This window comes from Cognatishimia sp. 1_MG-2023 (genome assembly GCF_030548175.1).
GTDB lineage: Bacteria > Pseudomonadota > Alphaproteobacteria > Rhodobacterales > Rhodobacteraceae > Cognatishimia.
Window position 1 is genome coordinate 166,147 of the sequence record NZ_JAUORX010000006.1, and the last position, 25,582, is coordinate 191,728.

Annotated in this window: 25 protein-coding genes; 8 read left to right on the forward strand and 17 right to left on the reverse strand. The window is 53.1% G+C overall.

Features of this window, described 5'->3' with window-relative positions:
- Positions 1-13 precede the first annotated feature (13 nt).
- Entirely contained in the window at positions 14-1,618 is a 1,605-nt protein-coding gene (ccoN, locus tag Q4544_RS11940; protein WP_303506566.1) for a cytochrome-c oxidase, cbb3-type subunit I, read from the reverse strand.
- A gap of 183 nt (positions 1,619-1,801) precedes the next feature.
- Here ccoN and Q4544_RS11945 point away from each other — a divergent pair, with 183 nt between their 5' ends.
- Positions 1,802-2,641 carry a universal stress protein gene (locus Q4544_RS11945; RefSeq protein ID WP_303506568.1) on the forward strand — a complete coding sequence of 280 codons (840 nt, stop codon included), beginning with the start codon at positions 1,802-1,804 and terminating at the stop codon, positions 2,639-2,641.
- Positions 2,642-2,703: 62 nt separating this feature from the next.
- Here Q4544_RS11945 and Q4544_RS11950 read toward each other — a convergent pair whose 3' ends face one another.
- Positions 2,704-3,972, reverse strand: a complete 1,269-nt coding sequence (locus Q4544_RS11950) for an RsmB/NOP family class I SAM-dependent RNA methyltransferase (RefSeq protein ID WP_303506570.1) — start codon at positions 3,970-3,972, stop codon at positions 2,704-2,706.
- 75 nt (positions 3,973-4,047) lie between these two features.
- Here Q4544_RS11950 and Q4544_RS11955 point away from each other — a divergent pair, with 75 nt between their 5' ends.
- Positions 4,048-4,233 (forward strand): DUF1674 domain-containing protein, encoded by a 186-nt coding sequence (locus Q4544_RS11955; RefSeq protein ID WP_303506571.1) that lies wholly within the window; start codon positions 4,048-4,050, stop codon positions 4,231-4,233.
- A 124-nt stretch (positions 4,234-4,357) separates the two neighbouring features.
- Here the strand turns inward: Q4544_RS11955 and Q4544_RS11960 are convergent, their stop codons facing one another.
- The 3 genes from Q4544_RS11960 to Q4544_RS11970 are packed head-to-tail and all read right to left on the reverse strand — an operon-like array spanning position 4,358 to position 8,396.
- A complete protein-coding gene (locus tag Q4544_RS11960) occupies positions 4,358-6,379 on the reverse strand; it encodes a proline/glycine betaine ABC transporter permease (protein WP_303506573.1) in 2,022 nt (673 codons plus the stop codon).
- A complete protein-coding gene (locus Q4544_RS11965) occupies positions 6,376-7,428 on the reverse strand; it encodes a glycine betaine/L-proline ABC transporter ATP-binding protein (RefSeq protein WP_303506575.1) in 1,053 nt (350 codons plus the stop codon). Before Q4544_RS11965 ends, Q4544_RS11960 begins: the two co-directional genes overlap by 4 nt.
- An 8-nt stretch (positions 7,429-7,436) precedes the next feature.
- Positions 7,437-8,396 carry an ABC transporter substrate-binding protein gene (locus tag Q4544_RS11970; RefSeq protein ID WP_303506577.1) on the reverse strand — a complete coding sequence of 320 codons (960 nt, stop codon included), beginning with the start codon at positions 8,394-8,396 and terminating at the stop codon, positions 7,437-7,439.
- Positions 8,397-8,777: 381 nt separating this feature from the next.
- On the opposite strand from Q4544_RS11970, the gene Q4544_RS11975 reads away from it, so the two are divergent.
- Positions 8,778-9,191: a DUF983 domain-containing protein gene (locus Q4544_RS11975; RefSeq protein ID WP_303506580.1), complete on the forward strand. Its 414-nt coding sequence runs from the start codon at positions 8,778-8,780 to the stop codon at positions 9,189-9,191.
- 66 nt (positions 9,192-9,257) lie between these two features.
- Here the strand turns inward: Q4544_RS11975 and dapB are convergent, their stop codons facing one another.
- Positions 9,258-10,067, reverse strand: a complete 810-nt coding sequence (gene dapB / locus Q4544_RS11980; protein WP_303506582.1) for a 4-hydroxy-tetrahydrodipicolinate reductase — start codon at positions 10,065-10,067, stop codon at positions 9,258-9,260.
- Positions 10,068-10,151: 84 nt separating this feature from the next.
- Here dapB and rbfA point away from each other — a divergent pair, with 84 nt between their 5' ends.
- The 5 genes from rbfA (at position 10,152) to cueR (ending at position 15,042) form a co-directional block, all read left to right on the forward strand.
- Positions 10,152-10,559, forward strand: a complete 408-nt coding sequence (gene rbfA / locus Q4544_RS11985; RefSeq protein ID WP_303506584.1) for a 30S ribosome-binding factor RbfA — start codon at positions 10,152-10,154, stop codon at positions 10,557-10,559.
- Positions 10,556-11,284, forward strand: coding sequence for a phosphodiester glycosidase family protein (locus Q4544_RS11990; protein WP_303506586.1), 729 nt, complete (start codon positions 10,556-10,558; stop codon positions 11,282-11,284). Before rbfA ends, Q4544_RS11990 begins: the two co-directional genes overlap by 4 nt.
- Positions 11,285-11,381: 97 nt before the next feature.
- Positions 11,382-12,293 carry a tRNA pseudouridine(55) synthase TruB gene (truB, locus tag Q4544_RS11995; protein ID WP_303506588.1) on the forward strand — a complete coding sequence of 304 codons (912 nt, stop codon included), beginning with the start codon at positions 11,382-11,384 and terminating at the stop codon, positions 12,291-12,293.
- Between the two features lie 89 nt (positions 12,294-12,382).
- A complete protein-coding gene (locus Q4544_RS12000) occupies positions 12,383-14,656 on the forward strand; it encodes a heavy metal translocating P-type ATPase (RefSeq protein WP_303506590.1) in 2,274 nt (757 codons plus the stop codon).
- Entirely contained in the window at positions 14,653-15,042 is a 390-nt protein-coding gene (gene cueR / locus Q4544_RS12005; protein WP_303506592.1) for a Cu(I)-responsive transcriptional regulator, read from the forward strand. Before Q4544_RS12000 ends, cueR begins: the two co-directional genes overlap by 4 nt.
- Before the next feature lie 177 nt (positions 15,043-15,219).
- Here the strand turns inward: cueR and Q4544_RS12010 are convergent, their stop codons facing one another.
- From Q4544_RS12010 to Q4544_RS12060, 11 genes are all read right to left on the reverse strand, one after another.
- Complete coding sequence (locus Q4544_RS12010; RefSeq protein WP_303506594.1) at positions 15,220-15,441, reverse strand: hypothetical protein; 222 nt, start codon at positions 15,439-15,441, stop codon at positions 15,220-15,222.
- Positions 15,442-15,918: a pseudoazurin gene (locus Q4544_RS12015; RefSeq protein WP_303506596.1), complete on the reverse strand. Its 477-nt coding sequence runs from the start codon at positions 15,916-15,918 to the stop codon at positions 15,442-15,444.
- A complete protein-coding gene (locus tag Q4544_RS12020) occupies positions 15,902-16,099 on the reverse strand; it encodes a hypothetical protein (RefSeq protein WP_303506598.1) in 198 nt (65 codons plus the stop codon). The genes Q4544_RS12015 and Q4544_RS12020 overlap by 17 nt, the downstream gene beginning before the upstream one ends.
- Positions 16,100-16,506: 407 nt before the next feature.
- Positions 16,507-19,158 carry a TRAP transporter large permease subunit gene (locus Q4544_RS12025; RefSeq protein ID WP_303506600.1) on the reverse strand — a complete coding sequence of 884 codons (2,652 nt, stop codon included), beginning with the start codon at positions 19,156-19,158 and terminating at the stop codon, positions 16,507-16,509.
- A gap of 10 nt (positions 19,159-19,168) precedes the next feature.
- Positions 19,169-20,176, reverse strand: a complete 1,008-nt coding sequence (locus Q4544_RS12030) for a TRAP transporter small permease subunit (protein WP_303506602.1) — start codon at positions 20,174-20,176, stop codon at positions 19,169-19,171.
- 77 nt (positions 20,177-20,253) lie between these two features.
- Positions 20,254-21,342 carry a TRAP transporter substrate-binding protein gene (locus Q4544_RS12035; RefSeq protein ID WP_303506604.1) on the reverse strand — a complete coding sequence of 363 codons (1,089 nt, stop codon included), beginning with the start codon at positions 21,340-21,342 and terminating at the stop codon, positions 20,254-20,256.
- Positions 21,343-21,737: 395 nt separating this feature from the next.
- On the reverse strand, positions 21,738-22,082 hold the full coding sequence (locus tag Q4544_RS12040; protein WP_303506606.1) for a RidA family protein: 345 nt from the start codon (positions 22,080-22,082) through the stop codon (positions 21,738-21,740).
- A gap of 158 nt (positions 22,083-22,240) precedes the next feature.
- Positions 22,241-22,630, reverse strand: a complete 390-nt coding sequence (locus tag Q4544_RS12045; protein WP_303506608.1) for a Rid family hydrolase — start codon at positions 22,628-22,630, stop codon at positions 22,241-22,243.
- Positions 22,631-22,790: 160 nt separating this feature from the next.
- Complete coding sequence (locus Q4544_RS12050) at positions 22,791-23,732, reverse strand: oligopeptide/dipeptide ABC transporter ATP-binding protein (protein ID WP_303506610.1); 942 nt, start codon at positions 23,730-23,732, stop codon at positions 22,791-22,793.
- The gene (locus tag Q4544_RS12055) at positions 23,729-24,712 is read right to left on the reverse strand and encodes an ABC transporter ATP-binding protein (protein WP_303506612.1); all 984 of its coding nucleotides are present in this window, start codon (positions 24,710-24,712) and stop codon (positions 23,729-23,731) included. Before Q4544_RS12055 ends, Q4544_RS12050 begins: the two co-directional genes overlap by 4 nt.
- Positions 24,709-25,581, reverse strand: coding sequence for an ABC transporter permease (locus Q4544_RS12060; protein ID WP_303506613.1), 873 nt, complete (start codon positions 25,579-25,581; stop codon positions 24,709-24,711). The genes Q4544_RS12055 and Q4544_RS12060 overlap by 4 nt, the downstream gene beginning before the upstream one ends.
- Position 25,582: the final 1 nt, after the last annotated feature.

Consider the following 25,582-nt stretch of genomic DNA (forward strand, 5'->3'; position numbering starts at 1 on the left):
TTCTATGCCCTCCTTATTCCGCTGGGACCGCAACGGTCAGGGATGTTTCCTGTGCCGGTGCTTTGCGGACTGTTAGCCATAGGTTCACGCACATGATGATTGCGCCAGCGAGGTACATCACCCCACCCAAGCCGCGGACCACATACATTGGGAATTTCGCAGCCACTGTGTCGGCAAACGAGTTCACCAAGAAGCCATTCGCGTCGACTTCGCGCCACATCAGGCCTTCCATGATGCCGGTGACCCACATGCTGGATGCGTAAAGAACGATACCGATTGTCGCGAGCCAGAAGTGCCAGCTCACCAAGCTGAGACTGTAGAGGCGTTCACGTTTCCAGAGCACTGGCACGAGGTAGTAAAGCGCGCCGAATGTGATCAGGCCGTTCCAACCAAGCGCACCAGAATGCACGTGGCCGATTGTCCAGTCGGTGTAGTGGCTGAGTGAGTTGACCGCGCGGATCGACATCATCGGACCTTCGAAGGTGGACATGCCGTAGAAGGCAAGTGAGGCCACCATCATGCGGATAATTGGATCGGTGCGCAGCTTGTCCCATGCGCCTTGCAGCGTCATCAGGCCGTTGATCATACCACCCCAGCTTGGCATCCACAGGATGATCGAGAAGACCATGCCTAGTGTGCTCGCCCAGTCAGGTAGGGCTGTGTAGTGCAAGTGGTGTGGACCCGCCCAGATATACAAGAAGATCAGCGCCCAGAAGTGGATGATGGATAGTTTGTAGCTAAAGACCGGCTTTTCGGCCTGCTTTGGCACAAAGTAGTACATCATCCCAAGGAAACCCGCAGTCAGGAAGAAGCCAACCGCGTTGTGGCCATACCACCACTGCACCATGGCGTCTTGGACACCGGACCAAAGGATCACGGATTTAGAGCCAAAGATGCTGACCGGAACGGTCATGTTGTTCACGAGATGCAGCATCGCAACGGTGACGATGAAGCCAAGGTAGAACCAGTTCGCAACGTAGATGTGTTTTTCGCGGCGCTTGATGATTGTACCAAGGAAAACAGCCAGATAGGCGACCCAAACGATGGTCAGCCAGATGTCTACGTGCCATTCAGGCTCTGCATATTCTTTGGACTGTGTGCCACCGAACAAATAACCGGTTGCTGCCAGAACGATAAAGAGCTGGTAGCCCCAGAACACGAACCAAGCGAGATTGCCGCCCCAAAGGCGTGCCGCGCATGTCCGTTGAACAACGTAGAACGAGGTTGCGATTAAAGCGTTGCCGCCAAAGGCGAAAATCACCGCACTGGTGTGCAGTGGACGCAGGCGACCAAAGTTCGCAAGACCCTCGGCCCATTCAAAGTTGAGCACGGGAAAGGCCAATTGGAAAGCGATCAAAACGCCGACCAAAAAGCCAACGACGCCCCAAAAGGCGGTTGCAACAACGCCTGCGCGTATCACCCCGTCCATATATTCAGATTGAAGAATAGCGGGTTTGTCTTCATCGACCCCCCGCAGCACCCACAAAAACAGGCCCCCGGATACAAGCACAATAATTAGTGCATGCACCATATAGGCCAGATCGCGCGCATAATTGGCAGCGATCATCGCGCATAGCGTGATTAGCCCCAGCACGATCAGCTTCACAGTGTTGATCATTTCGCGTCCCTTCACCGTGCCCGGATGTCGACTCAAGGTCTCCGAGCGAATTCATTCCGGTGCAGTTTTGCGGCAAGTGGCCTGACGGAACCTTGATCTGCATCAAGGAATGCCTTGCGATGTGGCGGCAAGCTATGTGCGAGGGCCTTGAGCCCACCCCATCACAAAGGGAAGGAGCCTGTTATGTCCTATAAATCTTTGCTTACAGTTCTGACGGATACGGATTTTGCAGAGACCACGTTAAAGCAAGCCGCTGCATTCGCACGCGCGCAAAATGCGCATCTTGATGTGCTTTGCCTTGGTCTGGATCGTAGTCAAACCGGATATTATTACGCCGGTGCGACCGCCTTGGTCGTCGAGCAATCACTGAATGTTGCACGGGAAGAAGTCGGAAAAATTGAAGCCTTAGCCGAAGCGTTTTTGAAAAAAACAGAAACACGCTGGGGTATTGAAACTGGCATTTCTCCGGTGTCTGACTTAACGCGCCATGTCGCGGCGCGAGCCCGATTTGCGGATTTAACAATGTTGTCCAAACCCTACGGCCCAGATCATGGATTTGAGATGGAAAGCACTGTCGAGGCCGCACTATTCGAAGCTCAGGCCCCTGTCCTTGTGCTGCCTGACCAAGCTGAACCGGTTGTCGCCCCAAAAACGATCACGATTGCTTGGAACGAAAGCCCAGAGGCTTTGCGCGCAGTGCGGGCTGCCTTGCCACTCTTACGCGCGGCAGAATTGGTGCGTGTGGTTGTGATTGATCCACCGAGCCATGGCCCAAACAGGTCTGATCCGGGTGGATTGTTATCGCAATTCTTAGCGCGTCATGGGGTGCGGGTAGAAGTGGATGTGATGGCCAAATCCTTGCCACGAATTTCTGACGTTCTTTTACGTCATGCCAACGACAATGATGTCGATCTGATTGTCATGGGCGCTTATGGGCACTCTCGTTTCCGCGAGTCGATTTTGGGTGGAGCGACCCGGCATATGTTGGAACAATCTGAGGTGCCCATCTTCATGGCGCACTAAGGTTCCAAATTCGAGAGAGCCTAAGCCCCATGCGAAGATATTTCGCATGGGGCTTTTTTGTTTTACGCTTTGCGAAGAACCGCGATGTAGAACCCGTCCATGCCGCCCTTGTCTGCCCAGTAATCTGGACGCAGGCGCAGGCCGCCTTCTTCGGTGATCCAAGCTGGATCAATACCCGGTAGCTTGAGCGCCTCGACGTCCGTTTTCATGTTCTCATGCTTGGCAAGCGCGTCCTCGACTTGGCATTCGCCCTCGTCTGGCAACAGGGAGCAAGTGCAATACACAAGACGCCCGCCCGGTGCGAGCATGTCGATCGCGTGGTCTAACATTTGCGCCTGAAGTTCGAACAGCTCGCCAAATTCTGATCCGTCTTTGGCATAGGGCAAATCAGGATGGCGGCGCATTGTGCCGGTGGCAGAACACGGAGCGTCCAAAAGAATGGCATCCCAAGTGCCTGTTTCTTTGAGCGCGTCCCCGACTTGAAGATCAGCCTCTAGCTTGGTGCGCTTAAGGTTCTCGCGGACGCGTTCCATCCGAGCGGGATTATCATCAACTGCGCGCACTTTGGCACCGGCCGCAGCAATCTGCATCGTCTTGCCGCCGGGTGCGGCGCAAAGTTCTAAAATTGCTTCGCCTTCCTGCGGTGCAAGCATTTGAACCGGCATTGCCGCAGCGGCATCCTGGACCCACCAGCTGCCTCGCTTAAAGCCGGGCATCATCGACACTTGACCATTGTCTGCTAAGCGAACGCTGCCTGTTTCAAGCAGTTCCCCACCCAAAGAGCGATGTAGCGCGCCAATATCGCCTTTAGCCGTTAAATCGAGCGGTGCGCCCGCGTAATGGGCTTTTTCAATCTCGATCACAGCTTCGGTGCCGTAGGCCAACACCAACGGCTCGCGAATCCATTTTGGCATGCGCGGCACGCGCAACATGTCCCACGCTTCTTGGCCCCCAGCCGCGACCTTACGCAGGACAGCGTTAACAAGGCCCTTCATCGTGGCGGTGCGTTTGTTGCGCCCGACGATTTCAACAGCGCTGTTCACAATGCCATGGGCTGCGCCGCCATTGCAAAGCTCTACCGTTGCGATGCGCAGGGCATTGCGCACCGATAGCGGAGGGTGCTTTTTCAGATGCTTTTGTAAAAGACGGTCAGCGCGCTCAAGGCTACGCAGAGTGTCCAATGCCAAACGCTGCGCGGTTGCGCGTTCTGCCGGTTCGAGCTTATCCAAGGCACCAGAGGCGATGACTTCGGTCAGCATTCGGCTTTCGCCCAGCACTTGATCCAGCAGATAAACGGCTGATCGCCGCGCTTGAACGCCGGTCTGCGACATGAAGGGCTCCTGACTGTCTTGTCCAAATGGGATGGGGGCGTATATCAAGGGGCAAATGCGAAAGGAACCCCGCGCATGAGCGAAATGGAAAAAGACACAAACGCGTTGCCCGAGGCGGCAGTGCGAGCATTGGCCGAAGCGGAAGAACGTCGTAAAGCCGCGAAAGACCTTGGGTTGGCCCCAGAGCTAGGTGGGCGTGATGGGCCGGAGCCTGTGCGTTTCGGAGATTGGGAGAAAAAGGGAATTGCCGTCGATTTCTGACGAGCGATTTTTGGGTGATGATCGAAGGGGCTTTGCCCCTCTGGAGCTATGCTCCATTCACCCCAAGGTATTGTGGATCAAGAAAAAACAGGGGTTCGTGTGTTTTGCGAGCCCCTGTTTTGATTCATAGGCCAAGCGCTTTGCGGCGTTCTTCGGCGAAGCCTTGGACAAGGCGATCCGCAATCAGTGCGAGGATCGCCATGGCGGCACCTGCTGAGAGGCCAAGGCCGATGTCAGCTTGCCCCAAGGCGAGATAGATTGATTGCCCCAAGCCTGTTGTGCCGATGAGCGCGGCAATCACGAGCATCGCAAAGGCGTAGAGAATCGTCTGGTTTAGGCCCAGCAAAATGGATGGCGCCGCATAAGGCGCGCGGACTTCTCGCATGGTTTGCCATGTATTTGCGCCAGAAGATTTTGCCGCCTCGATCAAATCATCCGGAGTCGTGGTCAGCCCATGACGTGTGTAGCGGATCATCGGAACGATTGCGTAGAGGCAAATCGCAAGGAAAGCTGAAAATTCTCCGATTTGGAAGAACATCAAGACTGGGATCAGGAACACAAACAGCGGGATCGTTTGCAGCAAGTCGCACATGGGGCGCAGGATGACCCAAGCGGTTTTGCTAACCGCCGCCCAGAAGCCTAGCAGGCCACCCACGATTGCGCAGGCAAATACGGCCGCGCCCGAAAGGTAGAGCGACAGCAACGCGCGTTCCCAAAGGCCAGACAGCAGGATCAAACCCAGTAGGATTGCGCAGAGGCGCACAAGTGGCCAGCCACCAGATGCCCAGCCGACGGCACAGACACCGACAAGGACGAAGGGCCAAGGTAAATCTGCGATGCCGGTTTCAAGGATGCCCGCACAAAGCAGAATGGTGAGACCCGTCAGCATTCGACCACGTGCTGCACAGAGGCCCGCAAGCGCGACGGCGGCTGCAAAGAACCACAGTGAATAGCTTGGTTGCCACTGGAAACCCCAAGTGAACGGCAGGACCGCTTGGTCAAGACCGATGCGTAATGGGAGCAAGCCATAGAACATGGCGTTATTTTTAACGCTATCCAAAGCAGCACCATTGGCAGCAGTGAAAGCGCCAACAGATGTATCAACAACATCCGCGACACCATCAAGCAACGCAATCTCTGCCGGATCAATGCGCACAACGAATGCCAAGATCGCACCGATGGCGAGGATGATCCAACCGATCTTAGCGTCATAATGTTGGCGCTGTGTGGCAAGTGTTGCGGACATGCGGTCGATAACGATCGCAAAAACCACAATCACAGAACCCGCAAGGAATGCCTGTCCGAACCACGCTTTGCGCATGGTCAAAAGCACTTCCCAACCGATGTCATCAAAGCCGCCGATGACGGCTGCGATGATCACCATCGACAGGGCAGCCATTAGGCTTTGGTTGACACCGACCATGATTTGATTGCCAGCAGCCGGGATTTCGACAAGCAGCAATTGTTGACGACGTGTGCCACCGGACATGATGGCCGCTTCGCGGATATCATGTTCGACGCGCTCTAGGCCCAATAGGACATTTCGTGCCATTGGCGGGGCCGCGTAGATGGCTGATGCGATAAGACCAACAACCGGACCAAAGCCAAAGAGAAACAGAAGCGGTGTCAGATAAGCGAAGGTCGGAACCGTTTGCATAACGTCGAGCGTCGCATTCACGGCACCCCGGAAACGGGGTACTTCGAAGGCTAAAACGCCAATGGCGAGGCCCATGAGCAGTGCAAGTGGGACCGAAACAAAGACCAGCGCCAAGGTGCGCATGCTTTGCGCCCAATAGCCGGAGATCAGCACAAAGCTCAGACCAAAGAGGCCAAGCAGCGCCATTTTCCAACCGCCTAGACGCCAACCAAGGGCAGCTGTTGCGGCAATAACGATGGGCCAAGGCGTATTGCCGAGCACCCAACTGGCGCCGTCCATCGGGAAAGCTAACAGCCAAGATAAACCGCGAGCGACGGGTTTAAACAGGTCCAATATCGCGCCCACACCTGAGCTTAGCCATTCATTGACCGGAAAGGTCCATGCAGCAGGCCATTTTCCCAGCCATGCAAAATAGGGTTGCAGCACAAGGCACATAACCCCAACGATCACAGCGATCAGCGCCGCTTTTGTCCCGCGGGTCAATGTCATGTGGCCTCGGCTCCGAGGGCTTTAACGAATGTATCTGGGCGCACCATGCCAACGACTTTGCCGTCGCCATCTTTGACAGGAACCGCTTCGAATGTGGCGGCACATTGTGTCAGGGCGTCTTCTAACGACATGCCTGTTCGCAATTCCGGCCATTCGCCAGCCAAGGGACCGTCGCCGACGGGTTCCATAACTTCGCCGATGGTCATGTGGCGGCCTTTGGGCACGTCACGTGCGAATTCGCGTACGTAGTCATCAATCGGGTTCAGCACGATTTGCGTTGGCGTCCCAATTTGTACAACTTCGCCATCACGCATAATGGCGATGCGATCAGCCAGCTTTAGAGCTTCTGCGATGTCGTGGGTGATGAAGACGATAGATTTCTTGAGTGTCGCTTGGATGTTCAGGAACTCGTCCTGCAACTGGCGACGGATCAGCGGATCGAGCGCTGAGAAAGGTTCATCAAGGAACCAGATGTCAGGGTTCACCGCCAAAGAACGCGCAATGCCTACACGTTGACGTTGGCCACCGGACAGCTCACGCGGATAAGCGTCTTCGCGGCCTTCAAGACCTACGAGTTTGATCACTTCTAAAGCGCGCGCACGGCGTTCAGACCGCCCTGCCCCCTGCATTTTCAATGGGAAGGCCACGTTGTCGGCCACGCTCATGTGCGGGAATAAGCCGAAATGCTGGAAGACCATACCCAGCTTATTGCGGCGAAGGTCGATAAGGCGCTTGTCGCTTGCCTGAAGGATGTCTTCGCCATCAATGCGCACCGCACCGGCTGTGGGCTCAACCAGACGAGAGATACAGCGAATGAGGGTCGATTTGCCTGAGCCAGACAGGCCCATAATGACAAATAGCTCCCCTGACTGAACTTCAAAGTTCGCGTCACGAACCGCAGGGATCAACCCTTGGTCCTGAAGTTTCGCTGCGGTGTCCCGCGTGTCCTGCGTGCCAATCTTTTGAAGACTGTTACGCGCCCCTTCGCCGAAGACCTGCCACAGGCCCTCGACGGCAATCGCCGGTGCGGCGCTATTCTTATCAGTCATAAAACTGCTTATTTAGTTGCCGCTTCAACGACAGGCTTCCAGCTTGCTTCGTTTGCAGCCATCCATTCTGCGACAACGGTTTCAACCGCTTGGCCGTCAACGTCTACGGCACCCATCATTGGTTGCTGTGCTTCGACGGACAATTGGTAACCTTCGAGGATTTCAGCAGCTGCTGGCCATTTGTCAGCCAAACCAGACCAACCTGCTTTGAAGATACGGGATGGTGAGAAGTCACAATCGTTGATCGCATCTGGGTTTGGACCCCAAGCTGGATCAGAGAAACATGCGTCTTCGCCTGCTGGCAGTTCAACGAATTTCACGTCATAGGCAGACATTGCCCAATGTGGCTGCCAGAACGTGATCAGCAGTGGCGATTTCTTTTCGGTGGAGGCGCGAAGTTCTGCGATCAATGCACCTTCGGAACCTGCTGGAACAGCTTTGAATGGCAGAGCCAGACCTGTCATACGGTCAGCACCTGGTGTGCCCCAATCTGCTGGGTAGTCAACCAAACGACCATTTGGAATGGTTTCGGCAGTTGCGAAGTTGATCGCGCAGGCTTTCAAAGCTTCCCATGCTGGCAAACCTGGGCACAGGTCTGCGACGTGTGCTGGGTATGCGATGCCTTCTTTGGCATCCAGACCAAGGTCACCGATTTCGACAACTGTGCCTTCTTCGATTTTCTTTGCATATTCGTCAGACACGTTAGAAGACCAAATTTCCAAAGTCGCGTGGATGTCGCCATCTGCGATTGCTTGGAATTGGTTCATCATACCTGCTGTTACGTACTCTACTTTATAGCCCGCAGCTTTGAGCATTTCGCCAGCAACATGGGTTGTGACATGCTGGCCAGTCCATTCGTTCAAAGCCAGTTTGATTGGCTCGTCTGTCGCGCCCATTTCAGCGGCAGAAACAGCACCTGCGGCCATCATTGCAATTGCGGACAGGCCGAGTTTCAAGGATGTTTTCATAATAATCTCCCAAGGTCTTGGCCATTTCTTAAACAGCCATACAATTTTTTATTTGATCACATAAGAACATGCGCAACGGCGCACGCCAAGGAAAAATGCTCGTGCGCACACTAAGGGTTCAGGCAAAAAGTTAAAGGCTAAGAACCGTTATTGTTCAAAAAATACCCTAAATATAAGGGGCTAGGTCCGCAACGGACGTGAATTAAACGATATGCATTAGAGTAAGGAAAATCGAAACAGAGGAACATAAGTTAACGATTTTCATGCTATACTCTACGCATAGTTGCTGATCTTCCCCCCGTGCGTCTTGGTCGCAGGCAAAGGAATTGTAATTTCACAGCCCGCGGCATACCTCGGTCTAATATCATATTGGAACGTGCCATGACTGAAATAACAACTAACCGCCCATTAAAACCTGCCCTCCTTAAAGGTCTGCGTTTGCGGTGCCCAAAATGCGGTGAAGGCAAAGTTCTGCACAGCTATCTAAAGGTAGAACATAGTTGCAGCGAATGCGGTGAAGAATTGCACCATGCTCGCGCAGATGATGGGCCTGCCTACGTTACTATTCTATTGGTCGGACACGTGATGGGCTTTGCACTTCATATCATGTGGTCATGGTTCCGCCCGTCACCCCTGTTTATGGCGCTTTCGATTTCAGCAATTGCTGTGATTAGCGCGCTTTTGATGCTCCCTCGCGTCAAGGGATTTATGATTGGGTATCAATGGTCAAAGCGCATGAATGGATTTGGCAATGCGAAAACGCCAACTGCTAAACCAGCAGATGCCGTAAGCTAAAAGGTTGCGCCAAATGGCACAACGCTTGCTTTGCTAGCATTTAGATAGAGAAGAAGCCTGGGGCGCTTAAAGCCCCAGAACATCCAACATATCATATTGGCCTGGCATCTTGTCTTGGCCCCAAAGTGCGGCCTTTAGTGCCCCACGCGCAAAGATCGTACGATCCGTTGCCATGTGACGCAGGACAATGCGTTCGCCCGCTGCCGCAAACAACACATCATGCTCGCCCACAATGTCGCCACCCCGGATGGCGGTAAACCCAATATCGCCACGCTTGCGCGCGCCGGTTATACCATCGCGACCGCTGTCTTTAACATCAGCCAGTTTGACACCGCGCCCTTCTGCGGCGGCTTCGCCCAACATGAGCGCCGTACCTGAAGGTGCATCGACCTTATGATGGTGGTGCGCTTCGATGACTTCGATGTCAAAATCTTCGTCGAGAGCTGCCGCAACTTTTTTGGTAAGTTGGGTGAGCAAATTCACGCCAAGGCTCATGTTGCCAGCACGTACGATCACAGCGTGGTGTGACGCAGGTTCAAGTTTTGCGATCTCTTCATCCGTCATGCCTGTGGTGCCAATCACATGCACTGCACGTGCTTGCGCCGCTAACTTGGAGAATTCGATTGTCGCCGCTGGAGCTGTGAAATCGATCACAGCCTGTGCTTTGGCAAATGCTTCCAATGGCTTATCGGTTGCGACAACGCCAAGCGCTGCACCACCCATGGCGATACCAACATCCTGTCCGACCCAATCGTGGCCCGAACGTTCGACAGCACCGACCAAACGTGCCTTATCGCTGGCAACAACCGTCTTGATCAGCATTTGCCCCATGCGGCCCGAGGCCCCTGTGATTACGATACCTGGCAGGTCTTCCATCAATCTCTCCTTTGCGGTATGGCCCAGCCTTTACTGCAATCTGCCCCGCTTGGCAAAGGGGGCGAAACCCCTTAAGTGACGGATATGGCAAAGAACAACTTTAAAGATGCCGGCCCATCGCAGCGACAGCTGCGAGTCGGTGAAACAATCCGTCGCGCTCTCTCTGAGATTTTGGCGCGTGGCGAAGTGCATGATACCGAACTGAATCGCATGTCGATTACAGTTGGCGAAGTGCGCACATCACCGGACCTAAAGATCGCGACGGTCTATGTGTATCCGCTTGGCGGCGAAGGCAAAGACATCATCCTGAAACTCATGGCTAAGAACAAGTATGAGATGAAACGGATGGTCAGCAAGAAGCTTGGCCTGAAACACACACCTGATCTGCGGTTTCAGTTGGATCTGACGTTTGATCAAATGGATGCCACACGACGTATGTTGAGTGACGATTCTGTGCGACGCGATGTCGAAAAGGACGAGGACGCTGAGTGAGACTGTGGCTTGGCCTCTTTGCTGTTTCCGCGTTTTGGTCAAGCGCTGCTTTGGCAGTGGAATGTCGGCTTCAATCCTTTGAAGGCAACCGGTTTACGGTTTGCGAAGTGGACACAACGCAAGAAGACTTGCGGCTTTTTCTAAGAGACGATTCTGGCAAAGTGCTTGGCCAGTTTTCTGACGTCGAAGCGCAATTGCCAGTTGGCAAGACGCTACCTTTTGCAATGAATGCAGGCATGTATCACCCAGACAGACGCCCGGTTGGCTACTATCTGGAAGATGGTGTTGAAGCACAGCGATTGTTTACAAACGCAAGCCCTGGGAATTTTGGATTGCTGCCAAACGGTGTGTTTTGCATCGGTTCGGCCCGCGCTGATGTTTTTGAAACGCTAGATTTTGCCGAACGGAAACCAGATTGCCGCTACGCAACGCAATCTGGGCCGATGCTGGTTATTGATGGCGCGTTGCATCCCCGGTTTCTTGAAAACAGCACCTCTCGGTTTATTCGCAATGGGGTTGGCACATCTGGCGACGGATCGTTGGCTGTTTTCGTGAAGTCCGAAAACAGCGTGACATTTCATGAATTTGGCCGGTTCTTTCGCGATGAGCTAAAGACGCCGCAAGCCCTGTATTTTGACGGCAAGGTCAGTCGCGTGCATGCGCGGCAGCTTAACCGCTCTGATCCCGGCTTTTGGTTGGGGCCAATTGTGGGTGTCGTGGAGTAGCGCTGGCATTCATGCGCCTTCAACTGAGTGATTGACGCGCAGACGTGGGTTCTGTACGCGCAGCCATTGAAAATACGCACAGCACTTGAGGGAAGATATGGGCCGCACACGCAAAGGACGCGACATTTCGGGGTGGTTGGTTGTTGATAAACCAGCTGGCATCACCTCTACCTCTGTGGTGAACAAAGTACGCTGGGCGTTTGGTGCTAAAAAAGCTGGCCACGCAGGTACATTGGACCCGGATGCAACAGGCGTTTTGGCTGTGGCTTTGGGCGAAGCGACAAAGACAGTTCCCTACATCACAGATGCCTTAAAGTGCTATGAATTCACCGTGCGGTTGGGCCAAGCCACCAATACGGATGACGCCGAAGGCGAGATCATTGAGCAATCGGACAATCGTCCAACGGACGACGAAATCAAAGCGGCGCTTGGTCAGTTTGTTGGTGATATTCAGCAAGTTCCGCCAAAATTCTCTGCGGTAAAGATTGACGGTGAACGGGCCTATAAATTGGCACGCGACGATCAAGAATTTGAGATTGCGGCGCGCCCACTTTGGGTTGAAAGCCTTGTGATGTTGGACCGCGAAGATGAAGACCATGTGTTTCTTGAATTGACCTGCGGCAAAGGCGGCTATGTTCGCTCTATCGCGCGAGATTTGGGTGAGGCGCTTGGGTGTTACGGGCATGTACGCGAATTGCGCCGCGTTTGGTCGGGACCGTTTGAGGCCAAAGACGGCCTAACATTAGAGCAGATCGACGCGATGGCGAAACAGCCAGAGCTAGACACACATCTGCGCCCCATCACCGAAGGCCTAACGGATTTGCCGGAAGTGAAATGCACGCCTGAGGGGGCTGTGCGTTTGAAAAACGGTAATGCCGGCATGGTTATCGCGCATGACATTGAATACGGCGAGGAATGTTGGGCCAGCCTGAACGGGCAACCCGTTGCTGTGGGCGTGTTCAAGGCGGGTGAATTGCATCCCAGCCGCGTGTTTGTGTTGGGTGAGTAGGATTCATTTCAGATTGACGGCGCAAATGCCTTGACCTTCCAGTAACTGGAATGCCTATCTATATTGTCGACCCCAGAGTGGAGACGGCAATGCCCAACGATCTAAAAACAGAACTTTCGATCAGCGGCATGTCCTGTGCATCGTGCATGGGACGTGTGGATAAGGCCTTGGCCACGGCACCGGGTGTTGTGGATGTGGCCGTAAATCTTGTCACGGAAACGGCGACTGTGACCTTTCAAAAGGGCGCTACTGATCCTACCGCGCTTGCAGAGGTCGTAACCTCTGCCGGTTATCCTACACATGTGGCCAAATCGAGTAATGCGTTAGATCGGGCTCAACGTAACGAGGACAACGCCGACACGCTTTGGCGTCAGACACGTCTTGCTGGAGGCCTCGCGTTGCCGGTTTTTGTGCTGGAAATGGGTGGCCATCTGATCCCTGGATTGCACCAGTGGGTCGGCCAAACCATCGGTCACCAGTCAAGCTGGATAATCCAATTCATTTTGACATTACTGGTCATGGCAGGACCGGGGCGTGCGTTTTTCGTGAAGGGCCTCCCTGCCCTGTTTAAAGGCGCACCTGACATGAACAGCCTTGTGGCGCTTGGTACGGGGGCCGCGTTTTTATTTTCAACCCTCGTGACCTTTGGTTCTGCTTTGCTGCCGGTCGATGCGCGCGCAGTTTATTTTGAGTCAGCTGCGCTGATCATTGTTTTGATCTTGTTGGGTCGCCTCCTTGAGGCGCGGGCAAAGGGGCGAACGGGTGCGGCTATTCAATCGCTTTTGAAATTGCGCCCGGAGACTGCGCAGGTTGTGCGAGACGGGCAAACTATCGAAATCAAGATTGATGATCTGTCGCAGGGTGATGTTGTTTTGGTCAAACCTGGTGAGCGTATCGCCGTTGATGGCAGCGTAATCGCCGGACAAAGCTACGTTGACGAAAGTATGATCACTGGCGAGGCTATTCCAGTGAGAAAGCAAGCCGAAGATCGTGTGATTGGCGGTACGGTGAATGGATCGGGGGCCTTTCAATTTCGGGTAACAGAGGTGGGGCATCATACTGTTCTGTCACAGATTATTCGCATGGTCGAAGACGCGCAGAATGCGAGACTGCCGATTCAAAACTTGATCGACCGAGTGACGCTTTGGTTTGTGCCTGCCGTTCTTATCGCCGCTGCGCTGACCGTTTTGGTCTGGCTGTGGCTTGGTCCTGATCCAGCGATTTCGCGTGCTTTGGTTGCAGGGGTGTCGGTTCTGATTATCGCCTGCCCTTGTGCCATGGGCTTGGCAACGCCCACGTCTATCATGGTGGGTACTGGACGCGCGGCTGATGTTGGCGTGTTGTTCAGAAAGGGCGATGCGCTACAGAAGCTGAACCAAATTGGTGTGATCGCTTTGGATAAGACTGGGACAATCACAGAGGGTAAGCCGACCCTAACAGAGCTACATGTTGCCGATGGGTTTGAACGCCAGTCCTTGTTGTTGAAGATCGCTGCCGTAGAAGCGCATTCAGAGCATCCTATTGCTGCGGCGTTATTACAGGCAGAAGGTGTTCGGGGCGAAACGCTTCCTGTTGCGAGCCAGTTTGTCTCCCTTGCCGGGATGGGTATTCAGGCTGAGGTGACTGGAAATTCTGTCGCGGTCGGTGGAGAACGATTGTTAAAGCATCTCGGCATTCCGCTTGGGTCACATGGTGAGGTGGCTGCCGCGATGGCACAAAAGGGTCAAACGGCGTTCTTTGCAGCTGTCGATGGGCAAGTCGCGGCTGTGATCGGCATATCTGATCCTGTCAAACCGACGAGCCAAGCCGCAATTGCCGCACTGAAGCGCCAAGGTCTGAAAGTGGTCATGATCACGGGGGATAAGCCCGAAACAGCGGATGTGATCGCGGCCACGGTCGGGATAGAGCACGTTATTGCTGGTGTCATGCCAGAAGGGAAAACCAAGGCAATCGCAGAGCTTGGTTTGGGGGACCAAACGGTTGCCTATGTTGGCGATGGAATTAATGATGCCCCGGCGCTGGCCAGTGCAGATGTGGGGATCGCGATTGGAACCGGAACGGATATTGCGATTGAAGCCGCAGATGTAGTGTTAATGGCCGGAGATTTAATCGGGGTCACAGATGCCATTGAAATTTCGCGGCATACCCTGACCAACATTAAACAAAACCTGTTTTGGGCTTTTGGCTATAACATCGCCTTGATCCCTGTTGCTGCAGGTGTGTTGTATCCAGCATTCGGCATAGTTTTGTCACCTATCTTGGCGGCTGCGGCGATGGCGCTATCCTCTATTTTTGTTATCACTAACGCTTTGAGATTGCGGCGCGTATCGCTTTCGATGCTTCACCAAAGGAGTACCTCATGAACATTGGTGATATTGCTCGCCTAACCGGGCTGCCTGCGAAAACCATTCGTTATTATGAAGATATCGGTCTGGTCACGCCCCAACGCAGCGCAAATGGATACCGTCATTTTCGCGAGACGGATCAACATAAGCTGTTGTTTCTTGGTCGGGCCCGTGCGCTTGGCTTTACGATTGAGGATTGCCGAACTTTACTAGCACTATACGAGGACCAAAGCCGCGAAAGCGCTAATGTGAAACGTGTGGCCACCGAGCACCTGAATAAAATTGATGAGAAGATAAACCAGCTGCAATCCATGCGCGAAACGCTCGCTCATTTGGTTGCTTCATGTGCGGGAGATCACCGTCCGGATTGTCCCATACTCAATGATCTGGGACAGGAGCCTTGAAGTAACGGGAAATGGTGTGACTGCCGTTGATCCCCGATCTTATGCGGTATCGTGAAGTTGCAAGCCTGTTGAAAACTAGGCCTTAGCTCGCCCTTCAGTTCCACTTACGCTCCAATCGGTGCGCGAAGTTGCGGCGCCAGATCGGAGAAATTATGGGGTCTTGGGCAACTCGTTCCGTCAAAGCTGTGCAACGTGGTAAGTCTGTTTGTTCTTTGTGCCACGCCTAGAGCATCGTAAAGAACACATCGGCCATTTGTTTTGCTTTTGGATCAAAGCGCCTAGTGACGTGCTTGGGTCCGAGGCAAGTGGCTCGTAATCAAAGGGAATGTCAGCAATGGTTAGGGCGGCTTCGATGACGAAGCCACCGGATCCTAACCTGTTGTGCAAACGGTAGCGCATTTAGGCCTCTAGCTCTTTTAGTAACGTGCGAAAGACCTTTCGTGCGGTTCCGGGATGGCGCACTTTTTTGACTTGCTCCACATTGGGCCATTCTTCCCCGGCGACGATCAACCCGACCATGCCCCATTCGTAATGCGGAACGCAGATATGGCCGTAAATGCCGGGTACGGTGAACCTCACAGTGAGTGCTTCGTCCACGGCACCGTTCCAAGGCTCTGCCCCCTCAGGGATCATACCACGTTTCGATGCGGAGTTGTGGCCTGCGTCCGTTGGAATGAAGGTGACACTATCACCCACATTAATCCGCAAGATGGCAGGTTCAAAAACATTCACTGTGTTTGGATCACCGCAATCGGCATTTAGCATCAATATGCTGTGCTGATCTTCTGTCGAAACAGGTGCGGGGCAAGCTAAAGCCACTGAGCCGACCCCGCTGAGGGCTGTCATGGAGAAAACGAAGTTACGACGCGTAAGCATGAACCAATAAGTCCTTTCGTGGCCCTGTAGATAGTTCGACATCAACACCATAGGTGGAAGCAATCATCGGATCGCTTAAAACGTCGTAGGGTTTTCCTTGTGCCAAAATGCGCCCCTGCCCGATCAAGATCAGATGATCCGCAAACCGAGCGGCCAGATTAAGGTCGTGCAGTGCAATCATGCCAATCGCGTTACGATCCTGAATTGCTGATCTGATAAGCCCGATTAATCGAAAAGCATACGGGAGCATGAAATGGGGAAATTGAGTCAGTCAATGACTGCAAAGCTCAATTTCGCCTGACGTTCAACAAATGGTGTGGAACGTCACGATCCTTTGACTCAAGCGGCTACCAAAACCTCAAAAAATGCGAAAATCGCATCCTTCTATTTCGACCCAAACGTCACGCTAAATCTAAACCACTGCGTAAAACCACCATTCGCAAGCGCTGCAGAGAAAGTCAGGAAAGAGCATGCATGACCGGGAGTCCTTACTCGAAAAACGGCGGCTGTCGCCACATCTATTGCACCTAACTTATGATAACTGATGCACCGAAAATCTGATATTTGAACTCGTAACTTTTTGTCTTCCTAGAAATTCAGACCCACATTCTTATGCGTGGACAGACAGCCCGCCATGAACAAGGCTTCGTCCTTCGCAAGTTTTGGTTGTTGGCGAAGTCCAATGGTGTGCTGCACGCTCTCTGACAATCCTGCCAAGGGAACACTTAGCTCCTGTTGGGCCTTCAAGCGCCATTCCAATCCAGAGCTGTGATACGCCTGCGCTTCTAGTAGCAACGTTTTGGCCTTTTCTGGATCAGCTTTGCCGCCCTTTAAGGCACGTCGCGCCTTCCCGAGTAATGAACCGACTTTCTCAGCCCCAGCGATGCTACGCAATTGCTGTTCAAGTGTTTCTATCTTGGCCATGGCACTTTCAGCACTGTCGTTGGTCACCGCTAATACCAAAGGCTCAAACTCAGAAGACACATTCGCGTAGGCGTCGCCTGCCAATGCAATTGCCTGTAACGTCGCCAACGCGTCCCACGTGGTATCAACCGAGCGACGATAGCGAGCCCGTGCCATACTTTCAGCCTTCAGAACCTTATTAAACTGCGCATGCTTATCTGCCCATTCAGACGGTATCTGTATGGCGAGTTCGGCATTCTCACGCTGCAACTCTGCAATATGCTGTTGCGCCTGATCAATGACTGCCTCGTCACCTCGAGCACGAGCAATATCGGTTTCGGCTTGCTCTACTTCGGCATCATTAGCCCAAATGCGCCTTTGAATTCCGCGCACCTTGCTATGCAATGGTCGAAATTCAACACCGGCATCCCCGGTCGCCTGTTCAGCAAACTTAACCTCTTCGATCAAAGTGAAACTGCTTTCGACACCCATCAGTGCCGAATCCAAATCTTTTGCGACCGAGTTAGGGAGGAAGCCTAGATCCACCGCTCTCACCCCAGCAAGTGCTGCCTGAATGGAGGCCTCATCTTTAGCCAAGGCCTGATAAACGTGGTCTTCCAAACAAATTTGGAGGCGCGGGTTCCGTGGTGGTGGCGCGGTTTCAGACAGCAACGACACGCGATTGGGCAAGTAGTTCACCAATTGCGGATAGAACCCCACAATCCCCAATGCGGCCAGCTGCAGCAGGATGAACGGAATAACACCTTTATACATGTCGATGGTTTTGACCACCGCTGGGGCGACGCCACGTAGATAGAACAGGGCGAAGCCAAAAGGTGGCGTCAAGAACGACGTCTGAATGTTCAAACCAATCATGACACCCAACCAGACGGCGGTGATGTTGGCGTTAGGATCTGCCAGCAGTATCGGTGCCACGATAGGCACGACCACCACAGCAATCTCGATATAATCTAGGAAGAAGCCCAAGACGAAAATGACCAACATCACGATGGCAAATTTCGTCCAGAACCCGCCGGGCAACCCTTCGAGGAAATGCTTAACCAGCTCTTCACCACCAAAGGCACGGAACGCTGCAGTCAACATTGCCGCCCCCAACAGGATGACAAAAACAATGGAGGTGGTTTTAGCTGTTTCCAGCATCACCTCAGACAGGGTGTTCTGGATGCGATAGGTCCGTATGCTGCTCCAGGTCAGGGAAATCAGCAACAAGACAGCCGCAACGGCACCAATCCAGATACCAGTCTGATCATTACTGGATTGAATGTTTTTGACATTCATATCGTAGTTAAGCAGTGCATATGCAGCCAAACCGATAGAGATCAGCGCCAAAATGGCTGGGTGATAAGCGTTCTTACCGCCCTCTTTCAGTCGATAGCCAGCCATGATGATCGCACCCGCGGCACCGATAGCGCCGGCTTGGTTCACCGTAGCGACGCCACCAATAATCGATCCGAGAACAAGAAAGATCAGCGCCAAAGGTGACACCAATGTCAGACATAATTTAGCGATGTAACGGCCAGTGACCTTAGCATCAAAGGCAACGGTTGGCGCAGCGGCTGGGTTAATCAGCGCACGCACCAGAATATAGCCCATGTACAAGCCTACCAGCAGCAAGCCGGGAATAAAGGCACCCAAAAACATTTCGCCCGCGCTGGTCGATGTCACGTCAAAGGCTGACGGCATGGACAATTCGCCAGTGGTTGCTTTGTGCAATGCTTTGCGCGCGCTTGAGGCCTGATCTGTTGCGCTAGACAACTGATCGGCCAGAATAATCAGAACAATCGAAGGTGGGATGATCTGCCCCAACGTGCCAGAGGCTGCGATGGTCCCTGTCGACAATGGGACGGAATATTTGTTGCGCAGCATAGCGGGCAAAGAAATCATACCCATCGCCACGACAGTTGCGCCCAAAATCCCAGTTGTTGCGGCGAGCAGTGCGCCCACAAACACCACCGAGATGCCCAATCCACCAGGCACCGGACCAAACAACTGCGCCATCGCTACAAGCAGGTCTTCGGCGATCTTTGAGCGTTGCAGCATAATGCCCATGAAGATGAACAGCGGGATCGCTATCAGCGTGTCTCGTTCGACTTCCCAATATATGCCCCGCAGATTTGTCACCCCTGCGGTTAACCATTGCGACAAGCCGCCTGAATGGAAATAGGCATCCATATCGCCCGCAAACAAAGCACCGCTCGCGGTGGCCAAGACGATTGTCAGAATGGCAGAGCCGGGCAAAGCAAAGGCCACAGGATAGCCCGAAGCCAAGGCTCCGGCCATCAGGATCAACAAAAGCGCAAGAAAGAAAAGTTCCATTGGGATCGCCTTAATGTGCTGCAGGCGCGGTTTCCCGCTTGCCGGGGTCGCCGCGATAATCGGCGTAAGCTTCGAACAGGTAGCTTACGAATTGGATCAACATGGTGATCGCAAACACCGCCAAAAACGCGGCCATCTGATATTTGATGAAAAGACCGGACGACCCAGTCTGCGAAATCTCGAAATTGGTCACAGGGCTATTAATGATTGCACGGGCATGTCCAAAACCGATCACGATGATGGTCCAGCATGTGGCGATGCCAAGCAGGACCGTACCAATCCCGTTGACTGCGCCCTTTTTGCGGTCCTTAAGCCCGGCGTACAAAACGTCGACGCGCACGTGGGCGTCAGCAAACAATGTATGAGCCGATGCAAATAGGAACAAAGCCGCATACCAATAGCGCACTAGGTCACCCATCAGCGCCTGCTCATAAGAGAACAAAAAGCGGGAAATCACGATCACCAGTTCGGCCAGAACGATCATAAAGGCAAGCCAAGTAAAGCCCAGACCGCGCGTAAACGCGGCCAGTATGAAACCGAATAAGACCAAGGGAACATGGATGAATTGCCCAACAAAATGTGAGCGCGCAAAATTCTTGGCTAGAGTTTCACCTGTGAACTGTACCAGTAGATTTTCGACCCGCATAAAAGCAATTACCGTGTCAAAAAGACCTACGAAAAGCACCGCGAAAAAGCATCCGCGGATAATGTAGACATTGGCTCTGTTGATCCGTTCTGCATCCTCGCGCAGTCCAAGCGCTGGATCGCGAAAGACGTAAATAACCGACAAGATGATAGCCATGCCCATCAGGACCCAAAATGGGTAGGATTTCGCGAGGCCAGAACCAAGCTCTAGTGGTCCGGAAAAATCCGCAGACACAACCAAAACGTTGTTCAACAACAGCGCGACAAGGACCGCCAGATTGATCCAACCAAATGCACGCATAAGGGAAACACCCCTATTCATCGATGGTGGTGTCGGTGTGTGAGCTTCTTGAGAGACCGAGGCAATCGTCATCATGCTTTCCTTGGGATACTTAAACGCGAATGAAACCGAGGCGAGCCCGGTTTCATTCGTTTTACAAGGTCTTTGGATTATCCGAGATCGAACACACGGTTACGTTGACGTGAGAACGCAACTTCAGCGCTTGCGCGATAACCGCCAATTTCGCGCATTGCATCCATATATGCGTCGCCGATTTTAGCCGCCATCGCTGAATGGTCGCGAGTTTCTTCGTGAACTTCGATCGCCGCTTCGCCGAATACGTCCCAAACGTCTTCGTTAAAATTGCGCAGCTCAACGCCGTGCTCGTTTACCAACCGTGCCAAGTATTCGCCGTTTTTCGCAGCAACTTCTTGTGCACCTAGGGCATTTTCTTCCTGACAAGCCGCGCTAATAATCGCCTGTTCCCAATCGCTCAGGTTTTCCCACCAAGTCTTATTCAGACCAAATGCGTTACCGCCGCCCGGCTCGTGCATGCCAGTGACATAGTAGTACTTGGCCGCTTCATAAAGCTTCAGGAAGTAGTCGTTGTAAGGCCCAACATATTCTGTCGCATCGATCGCGCCAGACACCAAGTTTTCATAAATCTGACCACCTGGCAAAGATACTGTGGATACGCCCAATTTGGACATAACGTTGCCGCCAAGACCCGGAATACGCATCTTAAGGCCGCGCAGATCTTCGGGTGAGTTGATTTCTTTGTTAAACCAACCGCCGGACTGTGTACCAGTCGAACCACATGGCAATTTTTTCAGACCAAAGTCAGCAGAAAGCTCGTCCCAAAGGGCTTGGCCGCCACCGTAATTGATCCATGCATTCCACTCTGGAGAGGTCATGCCGAAAGGAACGCCAGTAAAATAGGCGAAGCCCGCATGTTTGCCGGTAAAGAAGTAGTCGGCACTAATGTAGGCTTGCGAGTTGCCGCCAGCAACATCGTCAAATACGTCGAACGCACCTACGCGCTCGCCAGCAGCAAAATATTCTGCGCGAATACGGCCTTCGGACAACTGATTGATACGCTCAACAAGGCGCTGTGCCGAAATACCTAGACCCGGAAAATCCCGCCCCCAAGTTGATACGATGGTCATTTCACGCACAGATTGAGCAATGGCAGGTGCGGCGAGTGTTGTTGCACCTGCAGTGGCCAGTCCGGCCGTACTCAGGAATTTACGTCGATCCATTTTTGTCTCCCAGTGTTGGTGTAGTACAGATTGTATCTGTATTCGTTCTCCAGCCGATAATATTGAAACCAGTCCCATCGGCCCGAGCTAGGGCCCATCTAGAAAGAGGTGTCGCGGATCGTCAAAAAGCCAAAGGCTATGGCAGGTATAGCCAAGCGAGAGGCTATCGAAATTTAACATCTGGCAAATGAAGCGGATTATTCGAATTGGTCTTTAGATTTAGGCATTTAGGGCATCCAGAAACCAAGTTTAGCGAACCGTAACAATGGATGCGCCCAGCGAGGCTGAGTGTAAACCAGTAATTCAGGGTGATTTTTTGACTTAAAATTGAGCATATACTTCGAGCAATGTTGAGGCGTCCCGGACGCTCTGCAACATCACTCGTGTGTGCAGCGTTAAATTGCAGCTGTCACGATAAATTCGACAAGATAATCTGGAGTAGCCAGCTTCGCCTCACCGCAAGCACGTGCTGCCGGAGCCGCCGGGTCGATCCAAGCATCGTAGACACTATTCATAGCCGCGAAATCTTCCATATCCGCCAACCAGATCACAACTTGCAGAAGCTGCGATTTGCTGGATCCGACTTCTGCCAACAATTTGTCGACCGCATCAAGGCAGTCTTGTGTCTGGGTTTTGATGTCAGCACCTGCCGTGCCAACTTGTCCCGCCAAATAAGCTGTGTTGCCGTGGACAACCGCTTGACTCATACGAGGGCCAACGCCGATGTGTTTGATAGTCATAAAACTCTCCTAGTCGTTCTAACTACTGTTGGATACTTAACCCGGCACCAAAAGGCGATCAGAACAGCTGTTTTCGAGCATAGGCTAGCGCTATGATTGACAGACAGTTTTGTTCGTATTGACGGGCAACTTTGATGCGCTGTCGCGATTTTCCTATTTCAGACCTCAGCGATGCAATCGATTTCCACGTCGAAAGGCAGCGGCCAAGCATCAACAGCGATGAACGAGCGAACAGGATATGGAGCACTGAAATAGCGTTCATAGACCTCGTTAACCGGCCCAAAATGCGCGGTATCGGTCACATAGATTGTAACCTTAACCACCTTCTCCATGCTTGACCCCGCGCCTTCAAGCGCTTGTTTCATGATTTGCAAGACGGCCTCAGTTTGCTCACGTAGGTCGCCTTGGACGATTTCAAGGCGCTCAAGATCTAACGGAGGAATCCCGCAACTGTACAATTGCCCGCCACTGCGTACGAGCAAAGACGTTGGTGTTTTTAAAGTTGCGAGTGCGGCATTCAATGCGGGCAGATCAACAACGTCTTTCATGATTTTTCCTTAACGATAAATTCTGGTTCTGCATTCGATAGTCATTTTGGTGACCTACACCGTGGCGTAGATCAGCCCTGTCACCAATTTATCGCAAACGAAGGTCAACGATTGAGACAAGTGTCTTAATTTGAAAGAGATCGTCGCCAAACGACGGACCTCAGGCTTGATCGCATCGCACCAGACTGCCCGCCGTGCTGCGCAAATCTTGTGATGTTGTCAGACAGCTATCTTGAACGACCAGACACCGGGGAGCGAACAAGCAGCCTCGATGCACCGCAAACGGATCAGCGGCGGCAGTTCCGAGCAGTTGTTTTGGCAATCCTATGTTGGGATCTGGAAAAAGCGATGCTGCCAGCAAAGCGCGTGTATAGGGATGTTGGGCTGACGCGAATAATACGCTTGTCGGCGCTTCTTCAACCTTTTGACCTAGATACATGACGGCAACGCGATCGGCCAAATGTTCAACAACTCCAAGGTCATGGCTAACAAACACCATGGTCAGCCCCAGCTCTTTCTTAAGCTTCAGCAGAAGATTGATGACCTGCGCCTGGACCGACACATCTAGCGCCGAGGTCGGCTCATCACAGATTAAAACCCTAGGCTTCAATATCAAAGCGCGTGCAATGGCTGCTCGTTGACGTTGCCCACCAGAAAGTTCTGCCGGATATGCGTCGGCCAAGCGGGTAGGAAGCCCAACGAGATCAAGCATATGCTTGACTTCGCTGGCTACATTTTCACCGCCATGCAAGCGCAATGGTTGGGCGATTAAGCTATGGATGCGTTTGACCGGATTCAGCGATGCATTCGGGTTTTGAAATACCGGCTGGATAAGCTTCACCCGATCTGCCACCGGCATTGCGCCGATTTTTTGACCGGCAATTTCGACGTCGCCAACATCAGGGCGCAGCAAGCCCAACATAATACTGACTGCAGTGCTTTTCCCACACCCGGACTCACCGACCAATCCAAGGGTTTCACCCTCGGCCACATCAAGCGACAGGTCATTAACCGCCACTAACTCTTCGGTCGGAGCAAAGACCCCGCGGCGAAGGCGATACGCCTTTCTGATACCAGACAAACGGATCATAGGGGCATTCATGTTTCTGCCTCCGCAGCTTTTACACATTCAACAAAGCGGCCTGTACCAGGGTAATATTGCGGTACAGGATCGTCGGCACATCGTGAAAGCGAATGCGCGCAACGGTCACGAAATGCACAGCCATTCATTGTGCCAATCAATCCTGGAACACGACCTGGGATCGCCGGCAATTCACAGCCACGTGGTGTGACACCCGGCACGGGGATCGCTGCCAGCAACCCTTTTGTATAAGGATGCATGGGGGTAGCGAATAAATCAGACGCCGAGGCACACTCTGCTATCCGCCCAGCGTACATGACGGCAACTTCCGTAGCGATAGCTGCGACAACACCTAGATCGTGGGTGATGAGCAAAATCGACAAACCAAGGTCTGATTGAAGCTCTCCGAGTAACTGAAGGATCTGAGCTTGAATAGTCACATCAAGAGCCGTTGTGGGCTCATCGGCGATCAACAGACGTGGGCGCCCCATCAGCGCCGAGGCGATCATGATACGCTGACGTTGCCCGCCTGAAAAGCCATGTGGGTATTGGGTCAACCGCGCTGCCGGATTAGAAATGCCAACGCGATCCAGCAACTCGATTGCCCGTGCATCAGCCTCTTTCCGGCTTAAGCCCTCGGAACGCATAACGCCTTCGGTCAGCTGCCGCCCAATTGTAAGGGTTGGGTTCAGTGCGCTAGTTGGATCCTGAAAGATCATCGCTACATCCCGGCCCCGCATTTTGGCCAGTTTGGCTTCCGTTTTTTTGGACAAATCCTGTCCCACCATTTCAAACCGATCTGACGTGACTTGTGCATAGCGCGGTAGCAATCCCATGATTGACATCGCCGTCAGCGATTTACCGCATCCAGATTCACCAACTAAGCAAAGGGTTTGTCCGCGTTTGATTTGCAGGTCGACGCCACGAACAGCATTCAATACCCCGCGATCAGTGGGCAGCGATACCCGCAAGCTTTGAATATCCAGTATAGTTTCAATCATTTTTTTGCAGGCCCCATGATATCACGCATGCCATCACCAAACAGGTTAACCGCCAGCACCAGTAAACAAATCGCTGATCCCGGTAGCGCGATAAGCCAAGGATCAAACAGAATGTTGTCGCGCCCTTCAGAAATCATCAGGCCCCAAGATGGGGTTGGCGGGCGTACGCCCAAGCCAAGAAACGACAACGCAGCTTCAAGCAAAATAACGTTGGCAACCTCGAGCGAGACGACAACCAATATAATTGCCCGCATATTGGGCAGGATTTCTAAGAACAGAATCCGAGCCGGGCTAGCACCAATGGCGCGCAGCCCCATAATAAACTCCTGATGGCGCAGACTTTGCGCTGCGGCACGGGTCACGACTGCGAAGCGATCCCACAACAGCAACCCAAGCACCGTAATTAGGGTGGTCAGAGACGCTCCGCCTAGGGCCACAGCCGCCAAAGCGACCAATACGATAGGCAGGGACAGACGTGTGGTAATTGCAAAACTAATCACCATATCGATCCGGCCGCCAAAATAGCCGGCCAACAGACCCAATGTGATGCCAATGGCACCAGAAACAAGGATCACACCCAGACCGACACCCAGCGACACACGGGCCCCGTAAATCAGGCGTGATAGGTAATCGCGCCCCAAGTGATCAGTGCCCAACAGGTGATCGGGGACAGATCGGTCATGCCAGAATGGCGGCAGCAATCTGCGTGTCAGATCTTGGGCAATCGGATCATGCGGGGCCAAAAGTGGCGCAAAGACTGCGATAAGCACGATGAGCGCCAGCAAGGTGCCACCGATCATCACACCCGTATTGGCGCGCATCTTAGACCATACACTGGCCCGTTTGGTTTCTGCGGTTGCGTCAGTCATT

Excerpts from the sequence above, each read along its gene's own strand:
- ccoN (WP_303506566.1), bottom strand. The coding sequence starts at position 1,618 with ATGATCAACACTGTGAAGCTGATCGTGCTGGGGCTAATCACGCTATGC.
- Q4544_RS11945 (WP_303506568.1), top strand. The coding sequence starts at position 1,802 with ATGTCCTATAAATCTTTGCTTACAGTTCTGACGGATACGGATTTTGCA.
- Q4544_RS11950 (WP_303506570.1), bottom strand. The coding sequence starts at position 3,972 with ATGTCGCAGACCGGCGTTCAAGCGCGGCGATCAGCCGTTTATCTGCTG.
- Q4544_RS11955 (WP_303506571.1), top strand. The coding sequence starts at position 4,048 with ATGAGCGAAATGGAAAAAGACACAAACGCGTTGCCCGAGGCGGCAGTG.
- Q4544_RS11960 (WP_303506573.1), bottom strand. The coding sequence starts at position 6,379 with ATGACATTGACCCGCGGGACAAAAGCGGCGCTGATCGCTGTGATCGTT.
- Q4544_RS11965 (WP_303506575.1), bottom strand. The coding sequence starts at position 7,428 with ATGACTGATAAGAATAGCGCCGCACCGGCGATTGCCGTCGAGGGCCTG.
- Q4544_RS11970 (WP_303506577.1), bottom strand. The coding sequence starts at position 8,396 with ATGAAAACATCCTTGAAACTCGGCCTGTCCGCAATTGCAATGATGGCC.
- Q4544_RS11975 (WP_303506580.1), top strand. The coding sequence starts at position 8,778 with ATGACTGAAATAACAACTAACCGCCCATTAAAACCTGCCCTCCTTAAA.
- dapB (WP_303506582.1), bottom strand. The coding sequence starts at position 10,067 with ATGGAAGACCTGCCAGGTATCGTAATCACAGGGGCCTCGGGCCGCATG.
- rbfA (WP_303506584.1), top strand. The coding sequence starts at position 10,152 with ATGGCAAAGAACAACTTTAAAGATGCCGGCCCATCGCAGCGACAGCTG.
- truB (WP_303506588.1), top strand. The coding sequence starts at position 11,382 with ATGGGCCGCACACGCAAAGGACGCGACATTTCGGGGTGGTTGGTTGTT.
- Q4544_RS12000 (WP_303506590.1), top strand. The coding sequence starts at position 12,383 with ATGCCCAACGATCTAAAAACAGAACTTTCGATCAGCGGCATGTCCTGT.
- cueR (WP_303506592.1), top strand. The coding sequence starts at position 14,653 with ATGAACATTGGTGATATTGCTCGCCTAACCGGGCTGCCTGCGAAAACC.
- Q4544_RS12010 (WP_303506594.1), bottom strand. The coding sequence starts at position 15,441 with ATGCGCTACCGTTTGCACAACAGGTTAGGATCCGGTGGCTTCGTCATC.
- Q4544_RS12015 (WP_303506596.1), bottom strand. The coding sequence starts at position 15,918 with ATGCTTACGCGTCGTAACTTCGTTTTCTCCATGACAGCCCTCAGCGGG.
- Q4544_RS12020 (WP_303506598.1), bottom strand. The coding sequence starts at position 16,099 with ATGATTGCACTGCACGACCTTAATCTGGCCGCTCGGTTTGCGGATCAT.
- Q4544_RS12025 (WP_303506600.1), bottom strand. The coding sequence starts at position 19,158 with ATGGAACTTTTCTTTCTTGCGCTTTTGTTGATCCTGATGGCCGGAGCC.
- Q4544_RS12030 (WP_303506602.1), bottom strand. The coding sequence starts at position 20,176 with ATGACGATTGCCTCGGTCTCTCAAGAAGCTCACACACCGACACCACCA.
- Q4544_RS12035 (WP_303506604.1), bottom strand. The coding sequence starts at position 21,342 with ATGGATCGACGTAAATTCCTGAGTACGGCCGGACTGGCCACTGCAGGT.
- Q4544_RS12040 (WP_303506606.1), bottom strand. The coding sequence starts at position 22,082 with ATGACTATCAAACACATCGGCGTTGGCCCTCGTATGAGTCAAGCGGTT.
- Q4544_RS12045 (WP_303506608.1), bottom strand. The coding sequence starts at position 22,630 with ATGAAAGACGTTGTTGATCTGCCCGCATTGAATGCCGCACTCGCAACT.
- Q4544_RS12050 (WP_303506610.1), bottom strand. The coding sequence starts at position 23,732 with ATGAATGCCCCTATGATCCGTTTGTCTGGTATCAGAAAGGCGTATCGC.
- Q4544_RS12055 (WP_303506612.1), bottom strand. The coding sequence starts at position 24,712 with ATGATTGAAACTATACTGGATATTCAAAGCTTGCGGGTATCGCTGCCC.
- Q4544_RS12060 (WP_303506613.1), bottom strand. The coding sequence starts at position 25,581 with ATGACTGACGCAACCGCAGAAACCAAACGGGCCAGTGTATGGTCTAAG.